This is a genomic window from Streptomyces sp. NBC_01384, from assembly GCF_045040035.1.
GTDB lineage: Bacteria > Actinomycetota > Actinomycetes > Streptomycetales > Streptomycetaceae > Streptomyces.
The window spans coordinates 1273040-1295966 of the sequence record NZ_CP109559.1 but is presented as its reverse complement, the minus strand read 5'-3'; the positions used below and the strand labels follow the sequence as shown (position 1 = coordinate 1295966).

At 70.6% G+C, this 22927-nt stretch carries 26 protein-coding genes and 1 pseudogene; 15 read left to right on the top strand and 12 right to left on the bottom strand.

The genetic code is table 11. The features are described from left to right. Positions 1-64: 64 nt before the first annotated feature. Positions 65-715: a DedA family protein gene (locus tag OG747_RS05675; RefSeq protein ID WP_405878192.1), complete on the top strand. Its 651-nt coding sequence runs from the start codon at positions 65-67 to the stop codon at positions 713-715. Between the two features lie 98 nt (positions 716-813). Here OG747_RS05675 and OG747_RS05670 read toward each other — a convergent pair whose 3' ends face one another. After that, positions 814-1344 carry a gamma carbonic anhydrase family protein gene (locus OG747_RS05670; RefSeq protein WP_405878191.1) on the bottom strand — a complete coding sequence of 177 codons (531 nt, stop codon included), beginning with the start codon at positions 1342-1344 and terminating at the stop codon, positions 814-816. Between the two features lie 99 nt (positions 1345-1443). Here OG747_RS05670 and OG747_RS05665 point away from each other — a divergent pair, with 99 nt between their 5' ends. Next, complete coding sequence (locus tag OG747_RS05665; RefSeq protein ID WP_405878190.1) at positions 1444-2244, top strand: acyltransferase; 801 nt, start codon at positions 1444-1446, stop codon at positions 2242-2244. 135 nt (positions 2245-2379) lie between these two features. On the opposite strand, the gene OG747_RS05660 is transcribed toward OG747_RS05665, so the two are convergent. Next, positions 2380-3237 (bottom strand): EamA family transporter, encoded by an 858-nt coding sequence (locus OG747_RS05660; RefSeq protein WP_405878189.1) that lies wholly within the window; start codon positions 3235-3237, stop codon positions 2380-2382. 107 nt (positions 3238-3344) lie between these two features. On the opposite strand from OG747_RS05660, the gene OG747_RS05655 reads away from it, so the two are divergent. Next, complete coding sequence (locus tag OG747_RS05655) at positions 3345-3917, top strand: helix-turn-helix domain-containing protein (protein ID WP_405878188.1); 573 nt, start codon at positions 3345-3347, stop codon at positions 3915-3917. Between the two features lie 43 nt (positions 3918-3960). After that, positions 3961-4518, top strand: coding sequence for a YbaK/EbsC family protein (locus OG747_RS05650; RefSeq protein WP_405878187.1), 558 nt, complete (start codon positions 3961-3963; stop codon positions 4516-4518). Positions 4519-4522: 4 nt separating this feature from the next. Here OG747_RS05650 and OG747_RS05645 read toward each other — a convergent pair whose 3' ends face one another. After that, the gene (locus OG747_RS05645; RefSeq protein WP_405878186.1) at positions 4523-5695 is read right to left on the bottom strand and encodes a cation diffusion facilitator family transporter; all 1173 of its coding nucleotides are present in this window, start codon (positions 5693-5695) and stop codon (positions 4523-4525) included. 62 nt (positions 5696-5757) lie between these two features. Between OG747_RS05645 and OG747_RS05640 the strand changes: the two genes are divergently transcribed. Then, complete coding sequence (locus OG747_RS05640; protein ID WP_405878185.1) at positions 5758-6117, top strand: ArsR/SmtB family transcription factor; 360 nt, start codon at positions 5758-5760, stop codon at positions 6115-6117. Positions 6118-6128: 11 nt separating this feature from the next. Here OG747_RS05640 and ppk2 read toward each other — a convergent pair whose 3' ends face one another. Both ppk2 and tnpA read right to left on the bottom strand, forming a co-directional pair. After that, positions 6129-7013 (bottom strand): polyphosphate kinase 2, encoded by an 885-nt coding sequence (gene ppk2, locus OG747_RS05635; protein ID WP_405878184.1) that lies wholly within the window; start codon positions 7011-7013, stop codon positions 6129-6131. Between the two features lie 133 nt (positions 7014-7146). Next, positions 7147-7575 carry an IS200/IS605 family transposase gene (gene tnpA / locus OG747_RS05630; RefSeq protein WP_405878183.1) on the bottom strand — a complete coding sequence of 143 codons (429 nt, stop codon included), beginning with the start codon at positions 7573-7575 and terminating at the stop codon, positions 7147-7149. A gap of 26 nt (positions 7576-7601) precedes the next feature. On the opposite strand from tnpA, the gene OG747_RS05625 reads away from it, so the two are divergent. Beyond that, positions 7602-8759: an RNA-guided endonuclease InsQ/TnpB family protein gene (locus tag OG747_RS05625; protein ID WP_405878182.1), complete on the top strand. Its 1158-nt coding sequence runs from the start codon at positions 7602-7604 to the stop codon at positions 8757-8759. Positions 8760-8830: 71 nt separating this feature from the next. Here OG747_RS05625 and OG747_RS05620 read toward each other — a convergent pair. Continuing rightward, a pseudogene (locus tag OG747_RS05620) lies at positions 8831-9072 on the bottom strand (hypothetical protein). 205 nt (positions 9073-9277) lie between these two features. On the opposite strand from OG747_RS05620, the gene OG747_RS05615 reads away from it, so the two are divergent. Beyond that, positions 9278-10126: an alpha/beta fold hydrolase gene (locus OG747_RS05615; RefSeq protein ID WP_405878181.1), complete on the top strand. Its 849-nt coding sequence runs from the start codon at positions 9278-9280 to the stop codon at positions 10124-10126. A 15-nt stretch (positions 10127-10141) separates the two neighbouring features. On the opposite strand, the gene OG747_RS05610 is transcribed toward OG747_RS05615, so the two are convergent. After that, a complete protein-coding gene (locus OG747_RS05610; protein WP_405878180.1) occupies positions 10142-10585 on the bottom strand; it encodes a GNAT family N-acetyltransferase in 444 nt (147 codons plus the stop codon). A 75-nt stretch (positions 10586-10660) separates the two neighbouring features. Then, positions 10661-11068: a CoA-binding protein gene (locus OG747_RS05605; RefSeq protein ID WP_405878179.1), complete on the bottom strand. Its 408-nt coding sequence runs from the start codon at positions 11066-11068 to the stop codon at positions 10661-10663. A gap of 159 nt (positions 11069-11227) precedes the next feature. Between OG747_RS05605 and OG747_RS05600 the strand changes: the two genes are divergently transcribed. From OG747_RS05600 to OG747_RS05590, 3 genes are all read left to right on the top strand, one after another. Then, complete coding sequence (locus OG747_RS05600; protein WP_405878178.1) at positions 11228-11335, top strand: GntR family transcriptional regulator; 108 nt, start codon at positions 11228-11230, stop codon at positions 11333-11335. A gap of 207 nt (positions 11336-11542) precedes the next feature. Next, the gene (locus OG747_RS05595) at positions 11543-12208 is read left to right on the top strand and encodes an SDR family NAD(P)-dependent oxidoreductase (RefSeq protein WP_405878177.1); all 666 of its coding nucleotides are present in this window, start codon (positions 11543-11545) and stop codon (positions 12206-12208) included. 116 nt (positions 12209-12324) lie between these two features. Beyond that, on the top strand, positions 12325-12852 hold the full coding sequence (locus tag OG747_RS05590) for a MarR family winged helix-turn-helix transcriptional regulator (RefSeq protein ID WP_405878176.1): 528 nt from the start codon (positions 12325-12327) through the stop codon (positions 12850-12852). A gap of 276 nt (positions 12853-13128) precedes the next feature. Here OG747_RS05590 and OG747_RS05585 read toward each other — a convergent pair whose 3' ends face one another. Then, complete coding sequence (locus tag OG747_RS05585; RefSeq protein WP_405878175.1) at positions 13129-14298, bottom strand: acyl-CoA dehydrogenase family protein; 1170 nt, start codon at positions 14296-14298, stop codon at positions 13129-13131. Positions 14299-14300: 2 nt separating this feature from the next. Further along, complete coding sequence (locus OG747_RS05580; protein ID WP_405878174.1) at positions 14301-15455, bottom strand: acyl-CoA dehydrogenase family protein; 1155 nt, start codon at positions 15453-15455, stop codon at positions 14301-14303. Positions 15456-15939: 484 nt separating this feature from the next. On the opposite strand from OG747_RS05580, the gene OG747_RS05575 reads away from it, so the two are divergent. Continuing rightward, on the top strand, positions 15940-16620 hold the full coding sequence (locus OG747_RS05575) for a hypothetical protein (protein ID WP_405878173.1): 681 nt from the start codon (positions 15940-15942) through the stop codon (positions 16618-16620). Next, positions 16617-17201 carry a SixA phosphatase family protein gene (locus OG747_RS05570; protein WP_405878172.1) on the top strand — a complete coding sequence of 195 codons (585 nt, stop codon included), beginning with the start codon at positions 16617-16619 and terminating at the stop codon, positions 17199-17201. The genes OG747_RS05575 and OG747_RS05570 overlap by 4 nt, the downstream gene beginning before the upstream one ends. A gap of 17 nt (positions 17202-17218) precedes the next feature. On the opposite strand, the gene OG747_RS05565 is transcribed toward OG747_RS05570, so the two are convergent. Next, positions 17219-19210, bottom strand: coding sequence for an amino acid transporter (locus OG747_RS05565; RefSeq protein WP_405878171.1), 1992 nt, complete (start codon positions 19208-19210; stop codon positions 17219-17221). 468 nt (positions 19211-19678) lie between these two features. On the opposite strand from OG747_RS05565, the gene OG747_RS05560 reads away from it, so the two are divergent. Continuing rightward, positions 19679-20326, top strand: coding sequence for a YigZ family protein (locus OG747_RS05560; protein WP_405878170.1), 648 nt, complete (start codon positions 19679-19681; stop codon positions 20324-20326). A gap of 276 nt (positions 20327-20602) precedes the next feature. Here the strand turns inward: OG747_RS05560 and OG747_RS05555 are convergent, their stop codons facing one another. After that, the gene (locus OG747_RS05555) at positions 20603-21007 is read right to left on the bottom strand and encodes a nuclear transport factor 2 family protein (protein WP_405878169.1); all 405 of its coding nucleotides are present in this window, start codon (positions 21005-21007) and stop codon (positions 20603-20605) included. A 196-nt stretch (positions 21008-21203) separates the two neighbouring features. Between OG747_RS05555 and OG747_RS05550 the strand changes: the two genes are divergently transcribed. Both OG747_RS05550 and OG747_RS05545 read left to right on the top strand, forming a co-directional pair. Beyond that, complete coding sequence (locus tag OG747_RS05550; protein ID WP_405878168.1) at positions 21204-21329, top strand: hypothetical protein; 126 nt, start codon at positions 21204-21206, stop codon at positions 21327-21329. A 424-nt stretch (positions 21330-21753) separates the two neighbouring features. Further along, a complete protein-coding gene (locus OG747_RS05545; protein WP_405878167.1) occupies positions 21754-22917 on the top strand; it encodes an exonuclease SbcCD subunit D in 1164 nt (387 codons plus the stop codon). Positions 22918-22927 lie beyond the last annotated feature (10 nt).

Here is a 22927-nt window from a genome sequence, read left to right as displayed (position 1 = left end):
CGTGCGCCCGTCGCGGGCGCACGCCGGGAAGTACAGGAAGTACAGGATTCAGGAGGAACCGGCGTTGCACGTCCAGGATTGGCTCGAGACGGTGCCCGCGGTCAGCATCTACGCGCTGGTGGCCCTGGTCATCGGCCTGGAGAGCCTGGGCGTTCCGTTGCCCGGCGAGATCATCCTGGTCTCGGCGGCGCTGCTGTCCTCGCAGCACTCGGGCATCAACCCCGTCATTCTCGGCGCGTGCGCCAGCGTCGGCGCGGTCGTCGGCGACTCCATCGGCTATGCCATCGGCCGCAAGGGCGGGCGTCCACTGCTGGCCTGGCTGGGCGGGAAATTCCCCAGGCACTTCGGTGAGGGGCACGTCGCGACGGCCGAGCGGTCCTTCCAGAAGTGGGGCATGTGGGCCGTCTTCTTCGGCCGCTTCATCGCCTTGCTGCGGATCTTCGCTGGGCCGCTCGCGGGTGTGCTGAAGATGCCGTACTGGAAGTTCCTGATCGCCAATGTGCTGGGCGGGATCATCTGGGCCGGGGGCACCACCGCGATCATCTACTACGTCGGTGTGGTCGCCGAGTCCTGGCTGAAGAAGTTCTCGTGGGTGGGGCTTGTCGTGGCTGTGCTTGTCGGGCTTGCCTCGATGTTGATCGTGAAGCGTAAGGCGAAGAAGGCGGCGGCCGAGATCGAGGCGGGGGAACGGCAGCCGGTGGCGGCCGCCGAGTAGGTTCCGGTCGGTTCGCAAAGCGCGGGCCGTCAGTGGCTGGTCGCGCTTACGCGGCGGAGCCGCATAATGGCACGGCCCCGCGCCCCTGAAGGGGCGCTTCAGCTCCCGTGTGCTGCCTTGTGGGCCTTCGCCAAGTCCACGTAGAACGTGCCGTTCAGGGTGAGGCCCTGGCGTTCCTCCTCCGTCAGCGGGCGCTTGACCTTGGCGGGGACGCCTGCCACCAGGGAGCCCGGGGGCACCTGCATGCCCTGCGGGACCAGGGCTTGGGCCGCGACCAGCGAACCGGCGCCGATCACCGCGCCGTTCAGTACCGTGGCGCCCATTCCGATCAGGCAGTCGTCCTCGACCGTGGCGCCGTGCAGCACGGCGTTGTGGCCGACCGAGACGCGCTCGCCGACCGTGATGGGGAAACCGGGGTCGACGTGGAGGGTGCAGTTGTCCTGGATGTTGCTGTCGGCGCCGATGACGATCGGACCGGCGTCGGCGCGCAGCACCGCGCCGTACCAGACGCTCGCGCCCGCGTGCAGGGTGACGTCCCCGATGACCACGGACGTGGGCGCCGCGAACGCCTCCGGGTCCACCCGCGGATCCTTGCCGCCGATCCCCATGATCAGCGCCTGCTGCGTCATCGCCGTCTCCTCATCGTCGGTACCTCGTAGTCGATACAGCGGCACCGTATGCCATCGCTCCCGGCTCCGGTGGGGCGAAGATCACAGCGGTGATCTCTGATGGGCCCAGGTCACCCTGAGTACCGTGAGCGGGTGCTCAGGAGCAGGAACACGTTCTCATCATGGCGGCGCCGCCTTGCGCAGCGTGTCGTCCACGCCTGCTGGGCCTGGGTGCAGCGCACGGGTTCGGTGACCGCCGAGCACCCGGGGCGGCTGCGTTTCGGCGCGATGGGAACAGGTACCAGACTCGCCTTCCCGCTCGGCACCGTCTTCGGGGAGCCCTGGATCCACCTCGGCGCCCACTGCATCGTCGGCGAACAGGTCACCCTCACCGCCGGTCTGATGCCCGACCTCGACCTCGGCCCCGAGCCGATCCTGCGCCTCGGCGACGGTGTCGTGCTCGGCCGCGGCAGCCATGTCATCGCCGACACGACGGTCACGATCGGCAGCGACTGCTACTTCGGGCCGTATGTGTATGTGACGTCCACGAACCACTCGTATGACGATCCGCACGAGCCCATCGGCAAGCAGTGGCCGCGGATGGAGCCGGTGGAGATCGGCCCCGGCTGCTGGATCGGCACCGGCGCGGTGATTCTGCCGGGGGCGCGGATCGGGCGGAACGTCGTGGTGGCGGCCGGTGCGGTGGTACGCGGCGCGGTGCCGGACCACTCGGTCGTGGCGGGCGCTCCCGCGCGGGTCGTGCGGCGCTGGGACGCGGCCGACGGATGGCAGCCGCCGCTGCGGACGCCCGCGCCGGTGCCGATTCCCGACGGGGTGACGCCGCAGCAGCTGCTCGCGCTGTCGGAGCTGGACGAGGAGACGGTGGCGCGGCTGGCGGAGCTGGACGCCGAGTCGTCCTGAAGCCGGTCGTCCTGAAGCCGGTCGTCCTGAAGCCGGTCGTCCTGAGGCCGACCGTCCTGAGGCCGGTCGTGCTGAAGTCGATCTGTCGTGAAGTCGAGCCCGAAGCCGATGCGCGCTGAAGCCGGTCGGTGGTGATCAGCCGGTGGCGAGCAGTACCGTGCCGACCAGCGCCAGGCCCGCACCGGCCGCCTGCACCCCGCGCAGCCGTTCGCTGAGGAAGCCGCGTGCGGCCAGGGCTGTGACCACCGGGTAGAGCGAGGCGAGGACGGCGGCCACGGTGACCGGGCCGTGCTGGGCGGCGACGGAGTACGTGCCGTTCGCCGCGACGTCCGCGAGGCCGACGAAGGCGAGCGCGGGCAGGGAGCGCCAGGGGAAGCCGCCCTCGGGGAGGGCGGCGGCGCCGCGCCGCACGGAGACGAACAGCGCCGCGCCACCGGTCACGACGTTGGTCACGCGCTGCACGAACAGCGCGAGGAACAGCCCGGTCACCGACGACGACGCCTCCGCGATCAGCGCGAACACCGTGCCGAAGCCGAGCGCGGCGATCAGCGTGAGGAGGACCGCCTGCCGCTGCACGGGGGCGCCCCTCAGCTGGGGCCCGCCCGCGAGCACGACGCCCACGACGGCGACCGCGATGCCCGCCAGCTGCATCAGGCCGGGGCGCTCCCCGAGGAAGAGTCCCACGGTGATGGGGACGGCCACGGCCAGGGAGCCGAGCGGGGAGACGACGCCCATCGGGCCCAGGGCGAGCGCCTTGTAGAAGGAGAGCAGCGCGACCGGCCCCACCAGCCCCGCCGCGACCGCGAACCACAGCTGCGGACCGGCCGCGCTCCATCCGCCGGTCGCGACGACGATGGCGCCCAGCACCGCTGCCGCGATCGACTGCGAGGCGACGACCACGGTGAGCGCGGGCGTACGCCGGGTCAGCAGGCCTCCGCCGAAGTCGGCCAGGCCCCACAGGAGGCTGGTGGCCAGGGCGAAGAGCGCAGTCATGGGTTGCCTCGCAGTACAGTTCAGTGAACGATCAGGTGCACCACACCATAGTTCATTTCATTGAACTCTGTCATTTAAAATATTGGACGCAGACTATTGGACGGAATGTGTCGGACCTCGACCTGCTGACCCAGTCCCTGGCGCGCAACGTCAAGCGCTGGCGCACCGAGCGCGGCTTCACCCTGGACGCGCTCGCCGGCCGCGCCGGAGTCAGCCGCGGCATGCTCATCCAGATCGAGCAGGCCAGGACCAACCCCAGCATCGGCACCATCGTCAAGATCGGCGATGCCCTCGGGGTCAGCGTCACGACCCTCCTCGACTACGAGCAGGGCCCCAAGGTCCGGATCGTCCCGGCCGACCAGGCCGTACGGCTCTGGCACACGGACGCGGGCAGTTACAGCCGCCTCCTCGCGGGCACCGAGGCGCCCGGACCGCTGGAGATGTGGGACTGGCGGCTGATGCCCGGCGACGGCAGCCCCTCGGACCCGCACCCCACGGGGACGGTCGAACTGGTCCATGTCACGGCGGGCGAACTCACCCTCACCGCCGACGGGACCGAGTACCGCGTCCCCGGGGGCGCGAGTGTGTCCTTCGAGGCCAACACCCCTCACACGTACGCCAACAAGGGCGACGTGCCAGTGGAAATGGTCATGGCGGTGTCGGTCCCGCTCGTGCACTGAGACACCCGACCGGGCAGACCGGGGCGGCTGTTAGCGTGCCGTCATGCGCGCTCCCATCGGACACTTCGACCAGGCCACGGCCGCCCCCGACTGCCTCGACGAGCTCACCCGCCCGGTCGCCGACGGCGTACGCCACTGGCGCGGGACCGTCCCCGCCGACCAGATCGTGTACGTCGACACGGACCCCGAGTGGGCCGACACCGCGACCTTCGTCGAGCACTACGGCAAGGAACTGCTGGAGCAGTCCGCCAACTGTGTGGTCGTCGTGGGCAAGCGCGGCGGCGAGACCACGCTCGCCGCCTGCGTGGTCCTCTCCACCACCCGCGTCGACGTCAACGGCGCCGTCCGTCGCCGGCTCGGTGCCCGCAAGGCCTCGTTCGCGCCGATGGACACGGCGACCGGCGGGAGTGGCATGGAGTACGGCGGCATCACCCCGATCGGACTGCCGGGCGACTGGCCGGTGCTGGTGGACTCGGCGGTCGTCGAGCTGCCGTACGTCCTGGTGGGCAGCGGCCGGCGGCGCGGGAAGCTGCTGGTGCCGGGGAAGGCGTTCGCCGAACTGCCGAACGCGGTGGTGCTGGAGGGGTTGGGGATCGCCTGACCGGTTACGCGACCATGTGGTGCGCCAGCGCCAGGTGCGGGTCCGTCTCGCCCGGCGCGGGGGCCGGATCGGCGTGTACGAGGGCCGCGGTGAGCTTCGGTACGGCGTGCAGCAGGGCGTGTTCGGCCTCGACAGCGATGTGGTGCGCCTGCCGTACGCTCGCCTCGCCGTCCACCACGACCGCCACCTCGGCGCGCAGCCGGTGCCCGATCCAGCGCAGCCGCAGCTCACCCACCCCGCGCACACCCGGGACCTCGCGCAGTGCCCGCTCGGCCGAGTCCACCAACTCCGGGTCCACGGCGTCCATCACGCGCCGGAACACCTCGCGGCCGGCGTCGCGCAGCACCAGCAGGATCGCCGCCGTGATCGCCAACCCCACCAGCGGGTCGGCGAGTTGCCACCCCAGTGCCGCGCCGCCCGCCCCCACCAGCACGGCCAGTGACGTGAATCCGTCCGTACGGGCGTGCAGGCCGTCCGCGACGAGTGCGGCGGAGCCGATCTCACGGCCGACGCGGATGCGGTGCCGGGCGACCCACTCGTTGCCGAGGAATCCGATCAGCGCGGCCGCCGCGACGACCGGAAGGTGGTGCACGGGACGCGGGTCGATCAGTCGCTCGACCGCCGTCCAGGCCGCGAAGGTCCCGGACGCGGCGATCGTCAGCACGATCACGATGCCCGCGAGGTCCTCCGCCCGGCCGTAGCCGTAGGTGAAGCGCCGCGTCGCCGCGCGGCGGCCCAGGACGAAGGCGATGGCGAGGGGGACGGCCGTGAGCGCGTCGGCGGCGTTGTGCACTGTGTCGCCGAGCAGCGCGACCGATCCGGAGAGCACCACAACGACCGCCTGCGCCAGGGCGGTCGTACCGAGGACGACGAGGGAGACCCAGAGGGCACGCATGCCGCGGGCCGACGACTCCAGCGCGGAGTCGAGCTTGTCGCCGGTCTCGTGGGAGTGGGGGGTGAGGAGGTGGCGCAGACGGGGGAGGGGGCCGGAGGGGGTGTTGTGGGTGTGGGGGTGCGGGTGGGGGTGCGCGTGTGTGTGGTCGTGCCCGGAGTGGCCATGGTCGTTGCCATGGTCGCGGGGCGACCCGTGATCGTGGGAGTGGCCGTGACCCTTGCTGTCGTGACCGTTGCTGTCGTGGTCGTGGTCGTGGTCGTGGCCGTCGTGCCGGTCGCTCACGGGGGTCCCCTTCCGGTGCGCGGGAGTGGACGTGTCGGCGCCCATGAGGCCATTATGTGCGTATGAGCGCACGCATGCACCTATCACCTGCGCATGATGCGCATCCGCGTACCCCCGGCGAGGAACAGTTCGCGCTGGCCGCCGAACTCCTCGCCCTCCTGGGCGACCGCACCCGCCTCGCCCTCCTGCACGCCCTGACCGGTGGCGAGGCCGATGTCTCGACGCTGACGGAGGCGTGCGGTGCCGCGCGGCCGGCCGTCAGCCAGCATCTGGCCCGGCTGCGTCTCGCCGGCCTGGTGAACACCCGGAAGGAGGGCCGCCGGGTGATCTACTCGCTCGGCGACGGCCATCTGCGCCGGGTGGTCGACGAGGCGTTGAACCTGGCCGACCACCGCCTCACCAACCGTCCGGCGCACGACTGAGGTCCGTGGACCTATTGGCCGGTGTCGTCCTCGCCCGCCTCCAGCAGGTTCACCGCCGCGCCCACGATGCTCGGATCGGGGCTGCCGACGACCTCCTCGTCCTTGTCGGCGTACGCGAAGCGGGCCAGGACGCTGCGCATGGCCTCGACACGGGCCCGCTTCTTGTCGTTGCTCTTCACCACGGTCCAGGGCGCCTGCGAGGTGTCCGTCTCGCGGAACATGGCGACCTTGGCTGCGGTGTAGTCGTCCCAGCGGTCCAACGAGGCCAGATCCATGGGGCTGAGCTTCCACTGCCGTACGGGATCGACCTGACGGATCGTGAAGCGGGTGCGCTGCTCACTCTGCGACACCGAGAACCAGAACTTGATCAGATCCACCCCGTCGTCGACGAGCATGCGCTCGAAGGCGGGCGCCTGCCGCATGAAGCGCCGGTACTCGTCGTCGGAGCAGAAGCCCATCACCCGCTCGACCCCGGCCCGGTTGTACCAGGACCGGTCGAACATCACGATCTCGCCCGCGGTCGGCAGATGCTCCACGTACCGCTGGAAGTACCACTGCCCGCGCTCGCGCTCGGTCGGCTTCTCCAGCGCCACCACCCGGGCGCCACGCGGATTGAGGTGCTCGGTGAACCGCTTGATCGTGCCGCCCTTGCCGGCCGCGTCCCGTCCTTCGAAGACGATGACGAGACGGCGGCCGGTCGCCTTGATCCAGCTCTGCAGCTTCAGCAGCTCTATCTGCTGGAGCCGCTTGTGCCAGTCGTACTCCTTGCGCTCCATGCGCTCGTGGTACGGGTAGTTCTCCCGCCAGGTCTCCACCGGACTGCCGTCCGGCCGGATCAGTACGGGGTCGTCATGGTCGCTGTAGTCGACGGTCAGACCCGTCAGCAGTGGCGTCATCGCGCCCTTCCCGGCTTGGCTTCAGCATGTTCTAGCGCGGAGCCCCGGGCGTTCACGCCCGGGAGGAATCGCTTCTCTGGACTGCTCTGACCCGCGCGCGGCAGGGGTCTGCACTGTTGTTGGCCTCAGCCGTCTACTGCGGGCGCTTCTGGTTCTCGATGTACTCCTTGATGATGCTGAGCGGGGCGCCGCCGCAGCTCGCCGCGAAGTACGAGGGTGACCAGAAGTGCGCGCCCCACAGGTACTTGCGGATGTGGTCGGGGTACTCCTGGCGGAGTCTGCGGGCGGAGACGCCTTTGAGGGAACCGACCAGCTTGGAGACCGAGACCTTGGGCGGGTAGTGCACGAGGAGGTGGACGTGATCCTTCTCGCCGTTGAACTCGACCAGTTCGGTTTCGAAGTCGGCGCAGACGGCTCGCATGACTTCCTCGCAGCGTCGCAGGATCTCGTCGGTGAACGGCCCGTGCCGGTACTTCGGAGTGAAGACCAAGTGGGCGTGGAGGGTGTAGACGACCGTGCGGCCCCTGCGGATATTGGGGTTTGGTTCCCAGCGTGGTGACATAGGTCAACTGTAGTACGGTGATCCACGTGAAGATCGTCGTGCAAGTCAAACTGGTGCCGGATGCCGCGCAGGCATCCGCTGTCGGCGCGACCTTGCACACGGTCAACGACCGGGCCAACTGGGTGTCCGAGGTGGCTTTCACCCGTGGTGTGCCGCGCGAGTACGAGCTGCGCAAGCACACCTACGCCGAGCTGAAAGCGGCCGGCCTCGGAGCGCAGGCGGCGCAGCACACGATCAAGAAAGTCGTGGACGCCTACACCACGCTGCGGGCGAACCTGCGGGCGGGGAACCTCGGCAAGCTGGGCTCGAAGCGCCGGAAGAAGGCCGAGTCCAAGCCGGTCGCCTTCCGCCCCGAGGCCGCGCACCCGTTTGACGACCGGTGCTTGTCCTGGCAGTACGACGCGCAGACCGTCTCCATCTGGACCACCGCCGGACGACTCAAGAACGTCCGCTTCGCCTGCTCCCCGGACGCGTTCAAAACGTTGCGGGAGTACCGCAAGGGCGAATCGGACCTGATCGAACGTGACGGCGTCTTCTACCTGATCGCCGTGTGCGAGGTTCCCGAGGCCGAGCAGTACGAGCCCGACCAGTTCATCGGCGTGGACCTCGGCATCGCCAACATCGCCACCACGTCCACCGGATACCGGGCGGCCGGCCGCGGCCTGAACCGGCACCGTAAGCGGCAGCTCGACCTGCGGAAGAAGTTGCAGGCCAAGGGCACCAAGTCCGCCCGGCGACGGCTCAAGAACCGGCGCCGCAAGGAAGCGCGGCACGCCGCGAACGTCAACCACATCATCGCGAAACAGATCGTGACCGAGGCTGAACGCACCTCGTCCGGCATCGCCCTGGAAGACCTGGGCGGAATCCGGCAGAGGGTACGGCTCCGCAAGCCCCAACGGGTCACGCTCCACTCCTGGGCCTTCCACCAGCTCGGGCAGTTCGTTGAGTACAAGGCGCGCCGGGCAGGTGTCCCGCTGGTGTACGTCGATCCGGCGTACACCAGCCAGGAATGCGCCGAGTGCCATCACATCGAGAAGAAGAACCGGGTCGACCAGGCCCTCTTCATCTGCCGGAAGTGCGGGGTCGTTGCCCACGCCGACCGGAATGCTTCCCACAACATCGCCGCTCGCGGTGAGGCTGTGTGGATTGCGGGGCGTGAGTCACGCGTCCCAGCACCTTCCTAGGTGTCTGGACGGAGGAGGCCACACCACAGCCAGTGGTGCCCTACCTCCAAGCCCGGTCGTTTACGGCCGGGTCAAGTTGACTGGAACTGCGGCACGATCAGGTAGATCCCGTACGCGACGACGGCCGCGCATGCCAAGAAGCAGAGCCCGGCCTGTGCGAGGCCGAGGACGGGGTGCCGCCGCCGTCCTTCGCGCGCGCGGCCTCGACCTGGGAGATACCCAGGACACCGAGAGCGAAGACGACGACCACGCCGACGGTGACGGCGATGCTCACCGCAGTGACCTCGCCGAGTGCGCTCCAGTCCACATGTATGGTACAGGTTTCTCTTGATTCAGGCGGCCGTGCCGATGCTCGCCTGCCCGCCGGGCTTGCCCGTCCTCGCGGCCGGGGCCGGGCCTCGGGGCCCCGTCCGACCGCGCGCATCGCACCCGGCCCCGGCCACCCCGGTGACTGACCGCCCGCCTCCGGCCTGCACAGACCGGTTGCCGGGAGGGGGCGTGGTGACAAGGATGACGGCATGCCCACCTTCTTCGCCCCCGACGGGACCGAACTCGCCTATCACGTCAGGGGGGAGGGTGAGCCGTTGCTCTGTCTTCCCGGTGGTCCCATGCGTGCCTCCGCCTACCTCGGCGATCTGGGCGGACTGGCGCGGCACCGCCGACTGGTCGTGCTCGATCTGCGGGGGACCGGTGACTCCGCTGTCCCGGCCGACCCGGCGACGTACCGCTGTGATCGGCAGATCGACGACGTCGAGGCGTTCCGCGCGCACCTCGGGCTGGAGCGGGCCGATCTCCTCGCCCACTCGGCGGGCGGCGATCTCGCCCTGCTCTATGCGGCCCGGCACCCGAGCCGCATCCGCACCCTCACGCTCGTCACCGGCCGCGCACGGGCCCTCGGTGTCGACTTCACCGAGGAGCACCGCCGGGAGGCGGCGGCGCTGCGCAAGGCCGAGCCGTGGTTCGAGGAGGCGTACGACGCCTACGAACGGATCTGGGCGGGCTCGGTGGCCGACGCCGACTGGGACGCCATCGCCCCGTTCTTCTACGGCCGTTGGGACGCGACCGCGCAGGCGCACGCCGCAACCGACGTCGAACAGACCAACGAGGAGGCAGCGGACCGGTACGCGGCCGCCGAGGCCTTCGGACCCGTCGCGGCCCGCGCCGCCGTCGCCGCGCTGGACGCGCCGGTCCTGCTCCTCGCGGGCGCGCTGGACGGCGGCCCGCTGCCGCGCGTGGCCGCCGCCGTCGCGGAACTGTTCCCCGAGGCCGAGCTGTGCGTCCAGCCGGAGGCCGGCCACTTCCCGTGGCTCGACGACCCCCGGCGCTTCACGGACACCGTGGCGGCCTTCCTCGACCGGACGCGGTGACCGGCCACGTACGGTTCAGGCCAGCCGCAGGTCTATCCACTCGGCCGTCTCGCCCGGCAGCACGTACCGCTCGATCTCGACGAACCCGTGCTTCAGGGCGAACCGCAGCCCGTCCTCGTTGGACGCCAGTACGACCGTCTCGATCACGTCGGCGCCCAGTGCTCGCGCCTGCTTCAGCCCATGCTCGTAGAGCTCCGCGCCGAACCCCCGCCCACGGTGACCGGGCAGCACCCGGGCGATCACGGTGGCCGTCGAGGTGTCGTCCTTGGGCGGGCGCACCGTCGTGCAACCCACCAGGACGTCGCCGAGATAGGCGACTTCCAGGTGGTTGCGCCCGGCTCGCTCGCGGGCCTCGTCGAGCGACATGGCGGCGGGCGGGACGATGACATTGTGGACGTGTTGCCAGTCCTTGAGACCGGCCTCGTCGTCCGTCTGCTGGAAGCGAAGGGGTGTGGACACCGGTGCAGCAAACCCAGTGGCACCGCACGGAGTCAACTCGGTTTGCCGCGAACCCTCGTTCCGCGACCGTGCCGGTCAGCCGAGGCGGGGGATCTCGATGGCCGGGCAGCGGTCCATGACCATGTCGAGTCCGGCGGCGCGGGTGCGGTCGTACGCGGCCTCGTCGACGACGCCGAGCTGGAACCAGACGGCCTTGGCGCCGACCGCGGCGGCCTCGTCGGCGACGGGCCCGGCCAGGTCGCTGTTGACGAAGACGTCGACGACATCGACGTCGAACGGGATCGCGTCGAGCGAGGCGTACCCCTTCTCGCCGTGGACGGTCTCGGCCTTCGGGTGCACGGGGATGACCCGCTTGCCGTAGCGCTGCAGGACGTCGGCGACTCCGTATGCCGCACGCCGCTGGTTCGACGAGAGGCCGACGATCGCCCAGGTGTCGCCGAGGTCGGTCAGGATCTTGCGGATCGTTGCCGGGTCGCCGTACACAGTCGGCCTCCTAGGTTTCCTGCCATGGACCGTCATTGACGGGCGTGGACTGTCATGGATGCTCAGCCGGGAAACAGTGTGGGGCACAGGGTGATTCCCCGTGGGGGCGACCGCGCCCGGTAGCGTGTATACAGCGTTCGCCCGAAGCCGGGGGCGAAGGTGGGCGAGGTGCAGTTGGGCGAGGCGTCGGGTGCGTCCCGGACGCCGGTGCGGGAGGCCGTCCGGCGGCCGGCCCGTGAGGGACTGGTGGAACTTCGTGCCCGGTGAGGTGGCACGGTCGGCATTCCTGTCGCTGGGCGGTGTACGCGCTCTGTTCGCGTTCCGGATGCTGCTGGAGCCGCGGGCGGCCGCCCTGGTCGCGGCCTCGGGCGCGGGTGACGAGCGGCGGGCACCGACCTCGGGGCATGCTCCCCTCGTACGTCCCTCGTATCTCCCTCGTACGCCGTCCCATCCCCAAGGCCCCCAAGGAAGACCATGACCACCATCGCCATCATCGGAGCGGGACCCGGTCTCGGAGCCGCCGTCGCACGACGGTTCGGCCGTGAGGGCTTCGACGTCGCCCTCATCACGCGCAGCAAGGACCGGGCGGACGCACTCGCCGCCGACCTGACCGGCGAGGGTCTGACGGCGCGCGGTTTCGCCGCCGACGTACGAGAGCCGAAGGCCCTCGAAGCGGCCCTGGACGCCGCTACCGCCACCCTGGGCCCCATCGAGGTCATGCAGTACAGCCCAATCCCGCAGCGGGAGTTCATGCGGCCCGTCCTGGAGACCGGCCCCGCCGACCTCGTGGGCCCGATCGAGTTCTCCGTCTATGGGCCCGTCGCCGCTGTGCACCAGGTACTGCCCGGTATGCGCGCCCTCGGCCGCGGGACCATCCTCTTCGTCAACGGCGGCACCGCCGCAGTGCCGCACCCCGATCGCGCCGGCACCTCCATCGCCTTCGCCGCCGAGAGCGCCTACGGCCAGCTGCTGCACGGAGCCCTCGCCGACGACGGCATCCACGTCGCCCAGCTCGTCATCCCCGGCGCGATCACCCCCGGTCACCCGAGGAAGGACCCCGCCGTGCTCGCCGACACCCTGTGGAGCATCCACCAGGACCGCCATGGGTTCCGGCACTTCGCCGACGACCTCGACTCCTGACCGGGCAACCGGGCCCGGTGGGGTCCACCGGGCAAAAGGGGGAGTGGATTGCTTGGACCAAGCAATCTGGGTCATAGAATTGCATAACTTATGCAAGTAGACGGTAAAATCAACTCATGTCCACACCACCACCACCGCCGGCGGCGGCAGCCGCCTTCGAGTCGACGGAGGTGGCCGAGATCGAGCGAGCGCTCACCCGCATCTCGTACCTGACCAGCCGAGTTCGCCGGCACGAGCGCCTGATGGCGTTGGCCGGCCTCCCGCTGGACCGAGCCGCCGTGGCGCTGCTGCGGCAGGTCGCCGACTCGGGCTCGCTGCGGCCCAGCGAGCTGGCGAACCTGCTGTCCGTCGAGGCGTCCCACGTGACCCGGCAGGTGCAGCAACTGAAGAAGGCCGGCTATCTGACCCGAGTCCCGGATCCGAAGGACCGCCGCGCCCAGCGCATCGAGCTCACGCTGTCCGGCCGGGACGCGGTCGACCGTGTCCGCGAGGCGAGCTGCCGTGGTGTGTCGGTGGCCCTGGCCGGCTGGTCACCGGAAGACCTTCAGCAACTGGCCACCCTCTGCCATCGGCTGGCCGACGACTTCTTCGAGCATGCCGAGGACGACATCGACATGGTGCACGACATCTCGTCCGGGGGCTGATGGCTTGGGGCGCGGGCCGGTGTGGGTGGCCGCGCCCGGTTGTCCAGGGGTGGGAGTACTGCCGTGGACTGTTCGCGCGAGCCCATCGGCCCCGTCGGGTTCCATCAACCCCGTCAGGTTCCATCGGGCCCGTCGGGTGGCCGGAGTCGGCCGGCCACCGCACATCCGGCGCAGGCGCTCGCCCGTCCGTCCTCGTCGGCGGAGGGCAGGCGGTGAGGATCCGCGCCCACCGGTCGGTCGGACGATGACCGGCGGGACGGGGCGCGTCCGGTGGTCCTAGCGGTTCCTGGGCAGCTTGAGGCGGCGCTCGGCGATGATCTCCCGAAGGATCTCGCTCGTTCCGCCGTAGATGGTGCCGACCACCGCCGCCCGGAAACCTTCCTCGAACCTGCCGCCGTCGGGGGCGTCTGCCGCCTCGGGGGCCAGTACGCCCTCGGCGCCCAGGATGTCGAGGATGTCGCTGTAATGGCGCTGGGCGGCCTCCGTCGTGAACAGTTTCCACATCGAGCCCTCGACCCCGGGCAGGTCGCCCTTCTGGGCGCGCCACCGGTTGCGGAGGGCGAGAAGGCGCGTGACCTCCTCGTCCACCGCCATCCTGCCGATCCGCTCGGCGGTCAGGGGGTCGTCGAGGACAGTGGTCCCGTCGGGTCGTCGGGTGGTGTGCGCCCAGCGCGCCAGATCCTTCACCGCGGACCCTCCGTCCGAGCCGGGGCCCGACGCGGAACGTTCATGGACCAGCGCGACATGCATGACGCCCCACCCCTCGTCGACCCCACCGAGGCGGGCGGAATCCGGGACGCGTACGCCGGCGTAGAACGTGGCGTTGGTGCGCTGCCCGCCGAGCGTGTGGATCGGCTGGATGTCGTACCCCGGGCTGTCGGTCGGCACGAGGAACATCGAGAGCCCCTTGTGCTTCGGCACGTCCGGATTGGTGCGGGTCAGCACGAAGACGTGACTGCACAGCTGAGCGGTGCTGGTGAACATCTTCTGCCCGTTGATCACCCACTCGTCGCCGTCCCGGACCGCGGTGGTCTTCACCGCGGCGACGTCCGACCCGGAGTCCGGTTCGCTGTACCCCAGGGCGATCAGCGTGTCCCCACGCAGTGCGGCTGGGATGTACGCGCGTTTCTGCTCCTCCGTACCCACGTGCTCGATGGTGCGCAGCACCATGGAGGTCGTGGACCACCCGTCCGATACGAGTCCCATGCGGCCGAGCTCGTCGAACACCGCGCGGGCGAAGCCGGGGTCGATATCGCTGCCGCCGTGTTCGGGCGGCCAGTCGGCGGCGAGGATGCCGTCGCGCGCGAGCAGCGCGTGCAGTTCGGGCGTCTGATGCGTGCCGGTCCGGCGCTGCTCCGCCACCCACTCCGGTCGCACATGCGCCTCGACCCAGGCGCAGGCCGCCTCGCGGTGCGAGGCCAGTTCGTCGAATTCACGGAAGTCCATTGTCAGCCCACCTCTTCTTCCGGTGCTTCCTCCATGCCGAAGACGCGGTGCGCGAGCCGCGCGTACGCCGCGCGGGAGTCGCCTGCGACGAGTGACCAGGCCTTCGCCCGCCGGAAGTAGAGCTGGATGTCGTACTCCAGCGTGTAGCCGTATCCGCCGTGGAAATGCAGGACCTCCGACGCCGTCTTGAAGGCGGTTTCCGAGGAGAACAGGAACGCCATGGTCGCCAAGGTGTCGGCCGTGGGCAGGTTCTCGTCCTGCGCCCAGGCCGCCTCGTAGGCCAGCAGGCGTGCGCCGTCGAGGGCGATCACGTCGTCGGCCAGGCGGTGCTGGATCGTCTGGAAGGTGCCGATGAGCACGCCGAACGCCTTGCGCTGCATCACATAGTCGATACCGATGTCCAGCGCCTTCGAGGCGAGTCCGACGAGTGCCGCGCCGGTCAGCAGTTCCCAGCGGCTCAGTGCGCGACGGTGGGCGCGGACGGCGGCCGGCCCGCGTGCCATCACCAAGGTGTTCTCCGCGTCGATGCGGCAGTCGGCGAGCGGAAGCGCCCCGAGGTTGTGGACGGCCCCGCCCGGTACGGAGGGACTCCTGTCCGGTTGCCGGAGCAGGAGGAGCTCGTCACCCCGCAGGACGACGACGAGATCGGCCACCGCGCCCGCCGGAACCAGCCGGGCGACGTCACCGGTCGCCGGGCGGAGGGCCAGGGTCGCGAGGAGTTCGCCCGCGACGGCACGTGCGGCCAAGGACTCCAGCCGGGGGTCCGGCCCGTCGGACAACGATCCACCCGACAACGATGCACCGGACAGTGATCCGGCGGACAGCGATCCACCGTCGTCGTCCGACGACGAACCCCCGAAGGACAACGACGCGATGAGATCGTTCGCCACCGCCGCCTCGATCAGTGGCACGGGGGCGAGTGACTGTCCCAGGCACTCCGCGGCGATGGCGAGCTCCACGAACCCGGCGCCGCCGCCCCCGTGCTGCTCGGGTACGGCGATCGCGCCGAGCCCGAGGTCGACGACCTTCCGCCACAGCGCGGCGTCGAACCCGAGTGGCTCCGCCGCCCGCACGGCCGCGGTGGACGCCTCCTTCTCGAAGAACGTACGCAGCGTGTCACGAAGCGCCGTCTGGTCGTCCGTGAAGTCCAGGTCCACGAGTCCAGCCCCCTCTTGAGTGGTCGCGACCAGCCGTTCCTGTCCTCGCCTGACTCTCGACCATCCTGCTCACAGTTGCCTCGGGCCACCATGCATGGAGCAGTGACATAAGTCACATTCTCTAATTCTGGCATACGTCATTCTCACCCTCCGGGGGGAAGCTGCGGGCCGCGATGGCCGGAGGGGTCAGCGCAGTACGGTTCCGCAGCCACCACGAGGGAGCGCCCTCCCGAACCCCTGGTGCAGTGGGCTGCACCACCGAGGTGGGACCCCTCACCCGCGTACGTCGGCCAAGGCGCCCGCAAGGATGCCCGTTGCCCGTTGCCCGTGGCCCGCGGGCCGTCGGCTCGGGTGCCCTCGGCCCTGCGCGCAGCCATGAAGCACCCCGCCCACGTGCGCGTCCTCCCGCCGTGGAGCAGTTCCGCCCGTCCGGAACGGGCCCCTCCTCCCTGCGTCCGGCCGCCCGCCCGCCTACGCTCAGCCCGTGCTGCGAATCACCGACGCCCGAACGGGCGAGCCCATCGACGCCGTCCCTGCCCGCCGGGGCCTGACCCGCGTCGAGGCGCACGTGGAGCGGGACGATCTGTCCGCCCTACGGGTGCTGCTGGTCGCCGACGTGCTCGCCAGGGCCCTGGAAATCGGCCGGACCCCCGTCGTCACGGTGGCCGACCCACCCGCTGAGCTGCGGGCACGCGCCGACGCGCTCGGCATCCGCCGGGCCGAGGGCGACCGAGGCGGCGTGGGCCCGGCACTTCACGTGCTCGCGCCCGGCGAGACCGCCTCGGAGGGCATGTGGATCGAGGTCGCCCCGGTGAGCGGCACGGCCGACCCGGTGCTGCTGCGGATGGTCCTGCTCGCGACCCCGCGCCGGCAGCCCGTCGACCTCGCCACCGCCGACCTCGACGGCGCCCGGGAGACGCTCGCCCGCTGGCGCAAGGCAGTCGCCGGCTGGGCCACCCGGCCGTCCAAGCCGGTCCCCGAACACGTACGACAAGAGCTGCGCGCGGCGTGGGAGGACGACCTCGACGTGCCCGCCGTACTTGAGGTGCTGCGGCGCGTCGAGCACGCCGAGGACGTGCCGGACGGCGCCCGCTTCGAGACGTACGCCTTCGCGGACCGACTCCTCGGGCTCGAACTCACCCGGGACATCGGGACGCAGCGATGATCACGCCTGCCGGAGCCGGTCCCCTGCGCAGGCTCGTCGTCCTGCGGCACGCCAAGTCCGCCTGGCCCACGGGTGTCGCCGACCACGAGCGGCCCCTCGCCCCGCGCGGACGCCGCGACGCGCCGGCCGTCGGACGCGCCCTGGCCGAGGCCGACTGTCTGCCGGACTTCGCCCTGTGCTCCACCGCCGTACGCGCCCGCCAGACCTGGGAACTTGCGGCGCAGCAGTGGGGCACCCCGCCACCCGTCCGGTTCGATCGGCGGCTGTACGGCGCCGACGTACCGGAGTTGCTGGCGGTACTGCACGAAGTCCCGGACCAGATCAGAACGTTGCTGCTGATCGGACACAACCCCGGGCTCGAGGAACTGGTGCTCGAACTGGCCGAGGACAGCCTCGACGACGCGCTGGACGACGTACGCACGAAGTTCCCGACCTCCGCGATGGCGATGCTCGCCTGGCACGGAAGCTCCTGGGACGCGCTTGCCCCGGGCACGGCGCTGCTGACGGACCTGACCGTGCCGCGGGGCAAGAAGGGCAAGAAGGGCAAGAATGAGGACCAACGGGGCGAGAAAAAGCCCTGACGGGACGAGACGAAGGACTAACCCACGTGGATCCGGGGCCTGCGCTCCGGGTCGGGCTCGGCGCGGCGGAGCACTTCGCGGGTGACCGGGGCGACCTCGCCGTCGCCGAAGACGAGGAAACGGACGAGGTGGCTGAGCGGGTTGCCCTCGGTCCAGTTGAAGTAGGCGTGCGGGACCTGACCGGTGCGGTCGCGCAGTCGCATCATGACGGCCGCGATGGTGTTGGGCACGGTCGCGCCCTCGACGCGCAGCCTGCGCACCCCGTGCTTCTCGTCGCCGTGCACGGTCAGGTCGGCGGTGAAGTCCGAGGAGTCCGTCACGAAGACCTCCAGGAACAGCACGGGACGGCCGTCCGGGATGTGTGTCTGCTCGCGCTGGCTGTATTCCTTGGCGCGGTACTCCCGGGTGCTGTGCTCGTGCGGCTCGTTCGCGATCAGCTGCAGTGGTCCGCTCGCCGCGGCCTGGTCGATGAAACGGGCCGCCGCCTCGTCGAACGTGACCTCGGCGGCGCGCAGTTCGAAGGCGCGGTGCACACGGGAGGCGAACGAGGTGAGCAGGATCGCCACGATGAAGATCAGTGCGATCTTGAGGCCGTCGGGGCGTTCGATGACATTGGCGACCAGGGTGTAGGCGAAGACCGCGGTGATCGTGCCGAAACCGATCGCGGCGGCGCGTTGACCCCGCTGGTGCACGGCGACCGCCGAGGCGAAGGACGCCGAGAGCATCAGAACGAGCACACCGGTCGCGTACGCCCCGCTCTGGTCGTCGACGTTCGCGTTGAACCACAGCGTGATGACGACCGCGGCCGCCATGAAGACGAGCACGAGGGGACGGACGGCGCGGGTCCACTCGGGGGCCATGCCGTAGCGCGGCAGATAGCGCGGTACGAGGTTGAGGAGACCGGCGAGCGCCGAGGCGCCGGCGAACCAGAGGATCGCGATGGTCGATATGTCGTAGACCGTGCCGAAGGCCCCGCCCAGGTGCTGGTGCGCAAGGTAGGCGAGCGCGCGGCCGTTCGCGGCGCCGCCGCTCTTGAACTCGTCCTGCGGGATCAGGATCGTCGTCGCCAGGCTGGACAGCAGCAGGAAACAGCTCATGATCACGGCGGCCGTGGTGAGCAGCCTGCGGGTCTCGCGGATGCGGCCCGTGGGCTTCTCGTACGTGTCCGACGGGTCCCCCTCGACCTGTGGCATCACCGCCACACCCGTCTCGAAGCCGGACATGCCGAGCGCCAGCTTGGGGAAGACGAGGAGCGCCACGCCGATCATCGCGAGCGGTGAGGAGTGCTCGGCCGTCATCGCGTCGGTCCAGTCGCCGATCTTGACCGGATGACTCAGTACCTGCCAGGCGGAGACGGCCAGAACGACGACATTGAGTGTGAGATAGGTGGCCACGAGCGCCACCGCGATGCCGATGGCCTCCTTGAAGCCCTTCAGGAAGACCGCGCCCAGCGCGGCTATCAGGAGGAGGGTGATCCAGATGTTGCCGCCGTGTATCCAGTGCGGAGCGAAGGGATTTTCCACGACGTGTGCGGAGGCGTCCGCCCCCGACAGGGTGATCGTGATCAGGAAGTCGGTGGCCGCGAAGCCGAGCAGCACCAGGACGAAGATCTTCCCGGCCCACCAGGGCAGCAGCCGCTCCAGCATCGCGATCGAGCCCTCGCCGTGCGGACTCTCCTTGGCGACGTGACGGTAGACCGGCAGTGCGCCGAGCAGGGTGAGCGCGATCAGGACGAGCGTCGCGAGCGGGGAGAGCAGCCCTGCCGCGAGGGCCGCGATACCGGGCTGGTAGCCCAGCGTGGAGAAGTAGTCCACGCCCGTGAGACACATCACCCGCCACCACTTGTGGCCCTGGTGCTCGGCGTCCGGGGTGGCATGGGGGCCCGGGTGCCGGGCCGACTGCTCGCTCAGCCCCTCCAGGAGCCACGCCCGCCAGCGCGGCGCGGCCGCGGAGGGCTCCCGTTCGAGGGGCTCGGCGGAGTCCGAACTGTCCACCTGGGTGCCGGTCATGCTGCGATCTCCCTGCGATCGGTCGGGCCGGCGATCCGGCTTCGGGCAACGAGGAGCGAGTATCCACCACATCGCCCCGCCCACCTGCGCCGGGGCCGCCCGCACGGAGGGGCCCCGCCGCGACCGGGGCGCCGTGCCGCTGCCGGAGGCGATCATTCAGGGAGGCCGGGCTCGCGATCGGGGGCGCCGCACGGGCAACCGGTGTGCCACGGCAGGGCCCCATCGGGTGGGGAGCCGCCGCCCGCGGCCGGAGCCGCCGTGTCGGCGCCGGGGTGGTCGTGCGGGGAATCGTGGTGCCGCCGGGCCCGCGTGCGGTTGAGCGCGCCGCCACCGAGGTCGTCGTGGAGCGATCCGTGGCCCTACCGCCGGGAGCGTGAGGAGATCCCCGGTGCATGCGCACACGCGCGCGTGGAGTGCGGCCCAGGTCCCCTGTGCCGCACCCGCGCGGGGAGCGCATACGCTGGCGTGATGCAGGACGAGTACCGCACAGTGGCCCGCGCGGGTGTGCACGAGACCGAGGTCAACCGCTCCCGCTTCCTGTGCGCCCTCGCCCCGGCGGCCACCGAGCAGGAGGCCCAGGAGTTCATCGCGGGCGTCCGTAAGGAGCACGCGGACGCCACGCACAACTGCTACGCGTACGTCATCGGAGCCGACGCCGCCGTCCAGAAGGCGAGCGACGACGGCGAACCCGGCGGCACCGCGGGCGTCCCCATGCTCCAGATGCTGCTGCGCCGCGACATGCGGTACGTCGTCGCCGTCGTCACCCGCTACTACGGCGGGGTGAAACTCGGCGCGGGCGGACTGATCAGGGCGTACGGCGGATCGGTGGGCGAGGCACTGGACACCCTGGGCACCCTCACCCGCAAGCGCTTCCGGCTGGCCACGGTCACCGTCGACCACCAGCGCGCGGGCAAGGTGCAGAACGACCTGCGCTCCACCGGGCGCGAGGTGCGCGACGTGCGCTACGGCGAGGCCGTCACGATCGAGATCGGGCTGCCGGACGCCGACGTGGCGGCCTTCCGGGCCTGGCTCGCCGACATGACGGCAGGGACGGCCGTGTTCGAACTGGGTGGAGAGGCGTACGGGGACGCCCCGTCCTGCCGCCCTGCGCGGTGACGTCGAACCGGCCCGGACCATGGCGGCGGAAGCGGAGGCCGCCTGCCTTTCCAAGGGCATCGGCTGTCTGCCGGCGGTCGTCCGGATGACCCGTGGGAGCGCCCTCATCACCGAGGGGCGCCCCACCGAGGCCTACGACGTGCTCGCCGCGATGTTCGATCCGGCCCAGCCCCGCCGGCACCAGCGCGAGAGCTACGGAGGCGTGGGCCTGCCCGCGGAGCCACTGCCCGCGTTAGCCCTCGAAGGGGTGGCGCGGGCGCAGCGTCCCGAGGGTGCTCACGAGCCGAGAGCCCGCAACAGGGGCGCGGACTCCACGTGGATCTCCAGGGAGGCGATGAGTCCGTCGCGGATCTGCCAGATGTGCACCTCATGGGCGTCGAAGGACTCGCCCGTCGCCAGGGCCTTGCCCCTGGTCCGGCCGACCTGGACGACGCGGTCCGCGCACACGTACAGCTCGCCGGTCTCGACCGTGCTCGTGATGGTGGCGGCGTATGCGCCGAGGAAGCGCAGGAACCCTTCGGTCCCGACGTGATGGCCGCCCCAGGGCACTTCGTCGGACTGCCGGATGGTGATGTCGGGAGCGACCAGATCGGCCCACTCGGCGCGCCGGCCGCCCAGGAAGTCGTACGCGGCTCGCACCACAGCCAGTGCCTGCTGGTCGCGCTCATCCCGCCGTGTCATCGCTGATCCTCCTCATGGGACCCGGATTCCCCGAATGGGACCCGGATTCCCCAAGCGTCGGGGAGGCGGCGGGCTGGGCGCTTCAGTCGATCGACTGCCTTCACCCGGTCGCCCGCGCCGCAGTCGAATGACTCAAGCGACAGACGCCGACGACTTCCTGGGTTGTTTCCGTCGCCAACCGAGGAGGAGTGTCTCCATGGCACAGCCCAGTACCACCGACCCGAGCCCGAGGGAGGTCGCGGAGGCGATGTACGCCGCCCTGCGCCGGTCCGACCGCGACGCCCTGCGGGCCCGTGGCCGCCGCGCACGTGGTCCATGCTGATGCCCTTGACGTGGGCGTGGCGTTCCGCGGACCCCCGTGGCGGACGGGCGGGGCCGTCGGAGTGTCCGGAGACCGCGACGGCGGAGAGCGGTACGGGTTTCTGAGCTGCGGTCGGCTGTCCGACCGCGTGGCCCCCGGCCTCGACGTGACGGGCGACACGTTCCCGGTCGTGACGGCCACGATCCGGCCTGCCGCTCCCGCGTACGCGGTCCGGTCCGGTCCTATGATGCTGCTCGCTCCCGCCATTCGGATTAATGCGGATATCTATGGACATTTGCTGCCGGATGTCCTGGGTGGACCGGGGTTTGTGGTGGATCAGGTACTGAAAGGCGTTAGCGTGGTCGGTGCTGACGGCGAGACCCGTGCTGGTCGGTGCTGGTTCCAGGGTTTTGGTTAGGTGAAGCATGCAGGTCGGAGCGGCGTCTTGAGAATTCTGCACACTTCCGACTGGCATCTCGGCAGGGCGTTCCACCGGGTGAACATGCTCGGGGCCCAGGCCGACTTCATCGGCCACCTCGTCTCGACCGTGCGCGAGCGCGACATCGACGCGGTGGTCGTGTCCGGGGACGTGTACGACCGGGCGGTCCCGCCGCTGGCGGCCGTCGAGCTCTTCGACGACGCCCTGCACCGGCTCGCCGACCTCGGGGTGCCCACGGTGATGATCTCCGGGAACCACGACTCGGCGCGCCGGCTCGGCGTCGGCGCCGGGCTCATCGGGCGCGCGGGCATCCATCTGCGGACCGAGCCCTCGGCAAGCGGTACGCCCGTGGTGCTGGCCGACGCTCACGGCGATGTCGCCTTCTACGGACTGCCGTATCTCGAACCGGCCCTGGTCAAGGACGAGTTCGGGGTCGAGAAGGCGGGGCACGAGGCCGTGCTCGCCGCCGCGATGGACTGGGTTCGCGCCGACCTCGCCACGCGCGCGCGGGGCACCCGTTCCGTGGTCCTCGCCCACGCCTTCGTCACCGGCGGGGCGGCCAGCGACAGTGAGCGGGACATCACCGTCGGCGGGGTCGCCGCCGTACCCGCCGGGGTCTTCGACGGCGTCGACTACGTGGCGCTGGGGCATCTGCACGGCAGCCAGGCCATCACCGAGTCTGTCCGCTACTCCGGCTCCCCGCTGCCGTACTCCTTCTCGGAGGCGGACCACCGAAAGAGCATGTGGCTGGTGGACCTGGGGCCGGAAGGCGTCCTGGGCGCGGAGCGGGTCGACTGCCCCGTCCCCCGGAAGCTCGCCCGCATCCGGGGGCACCTGGAAGACCTGCTCGCCGATCGGGAGCTGGCGCGCCACGAGGAGGCGTGGGTCGAGGCGACCCTCACCGACCCGGTGCGCCCGGCCGATCCCATGGCACGGCTGACCGAGCGCTTCCCGCACACGCTCAGCCTCGTCTTCGACCCGGCGCGGGCCCCCGAGGACCCGGACGTGTCGTACGCCCGGCGGCTGGCGGGCCGCAGCGAGCAGCAGATCGCGGAGGACTTCGTGGCCCATGTGCGCGGCGCGGGACCCGACGCCGACGAACAGGCCGTACTGCGGGACGCGTTCGACGCCGCCCGCGCCGACGAGGCCGTACGGGAGGTCGCCCGGTGACACCACGCAC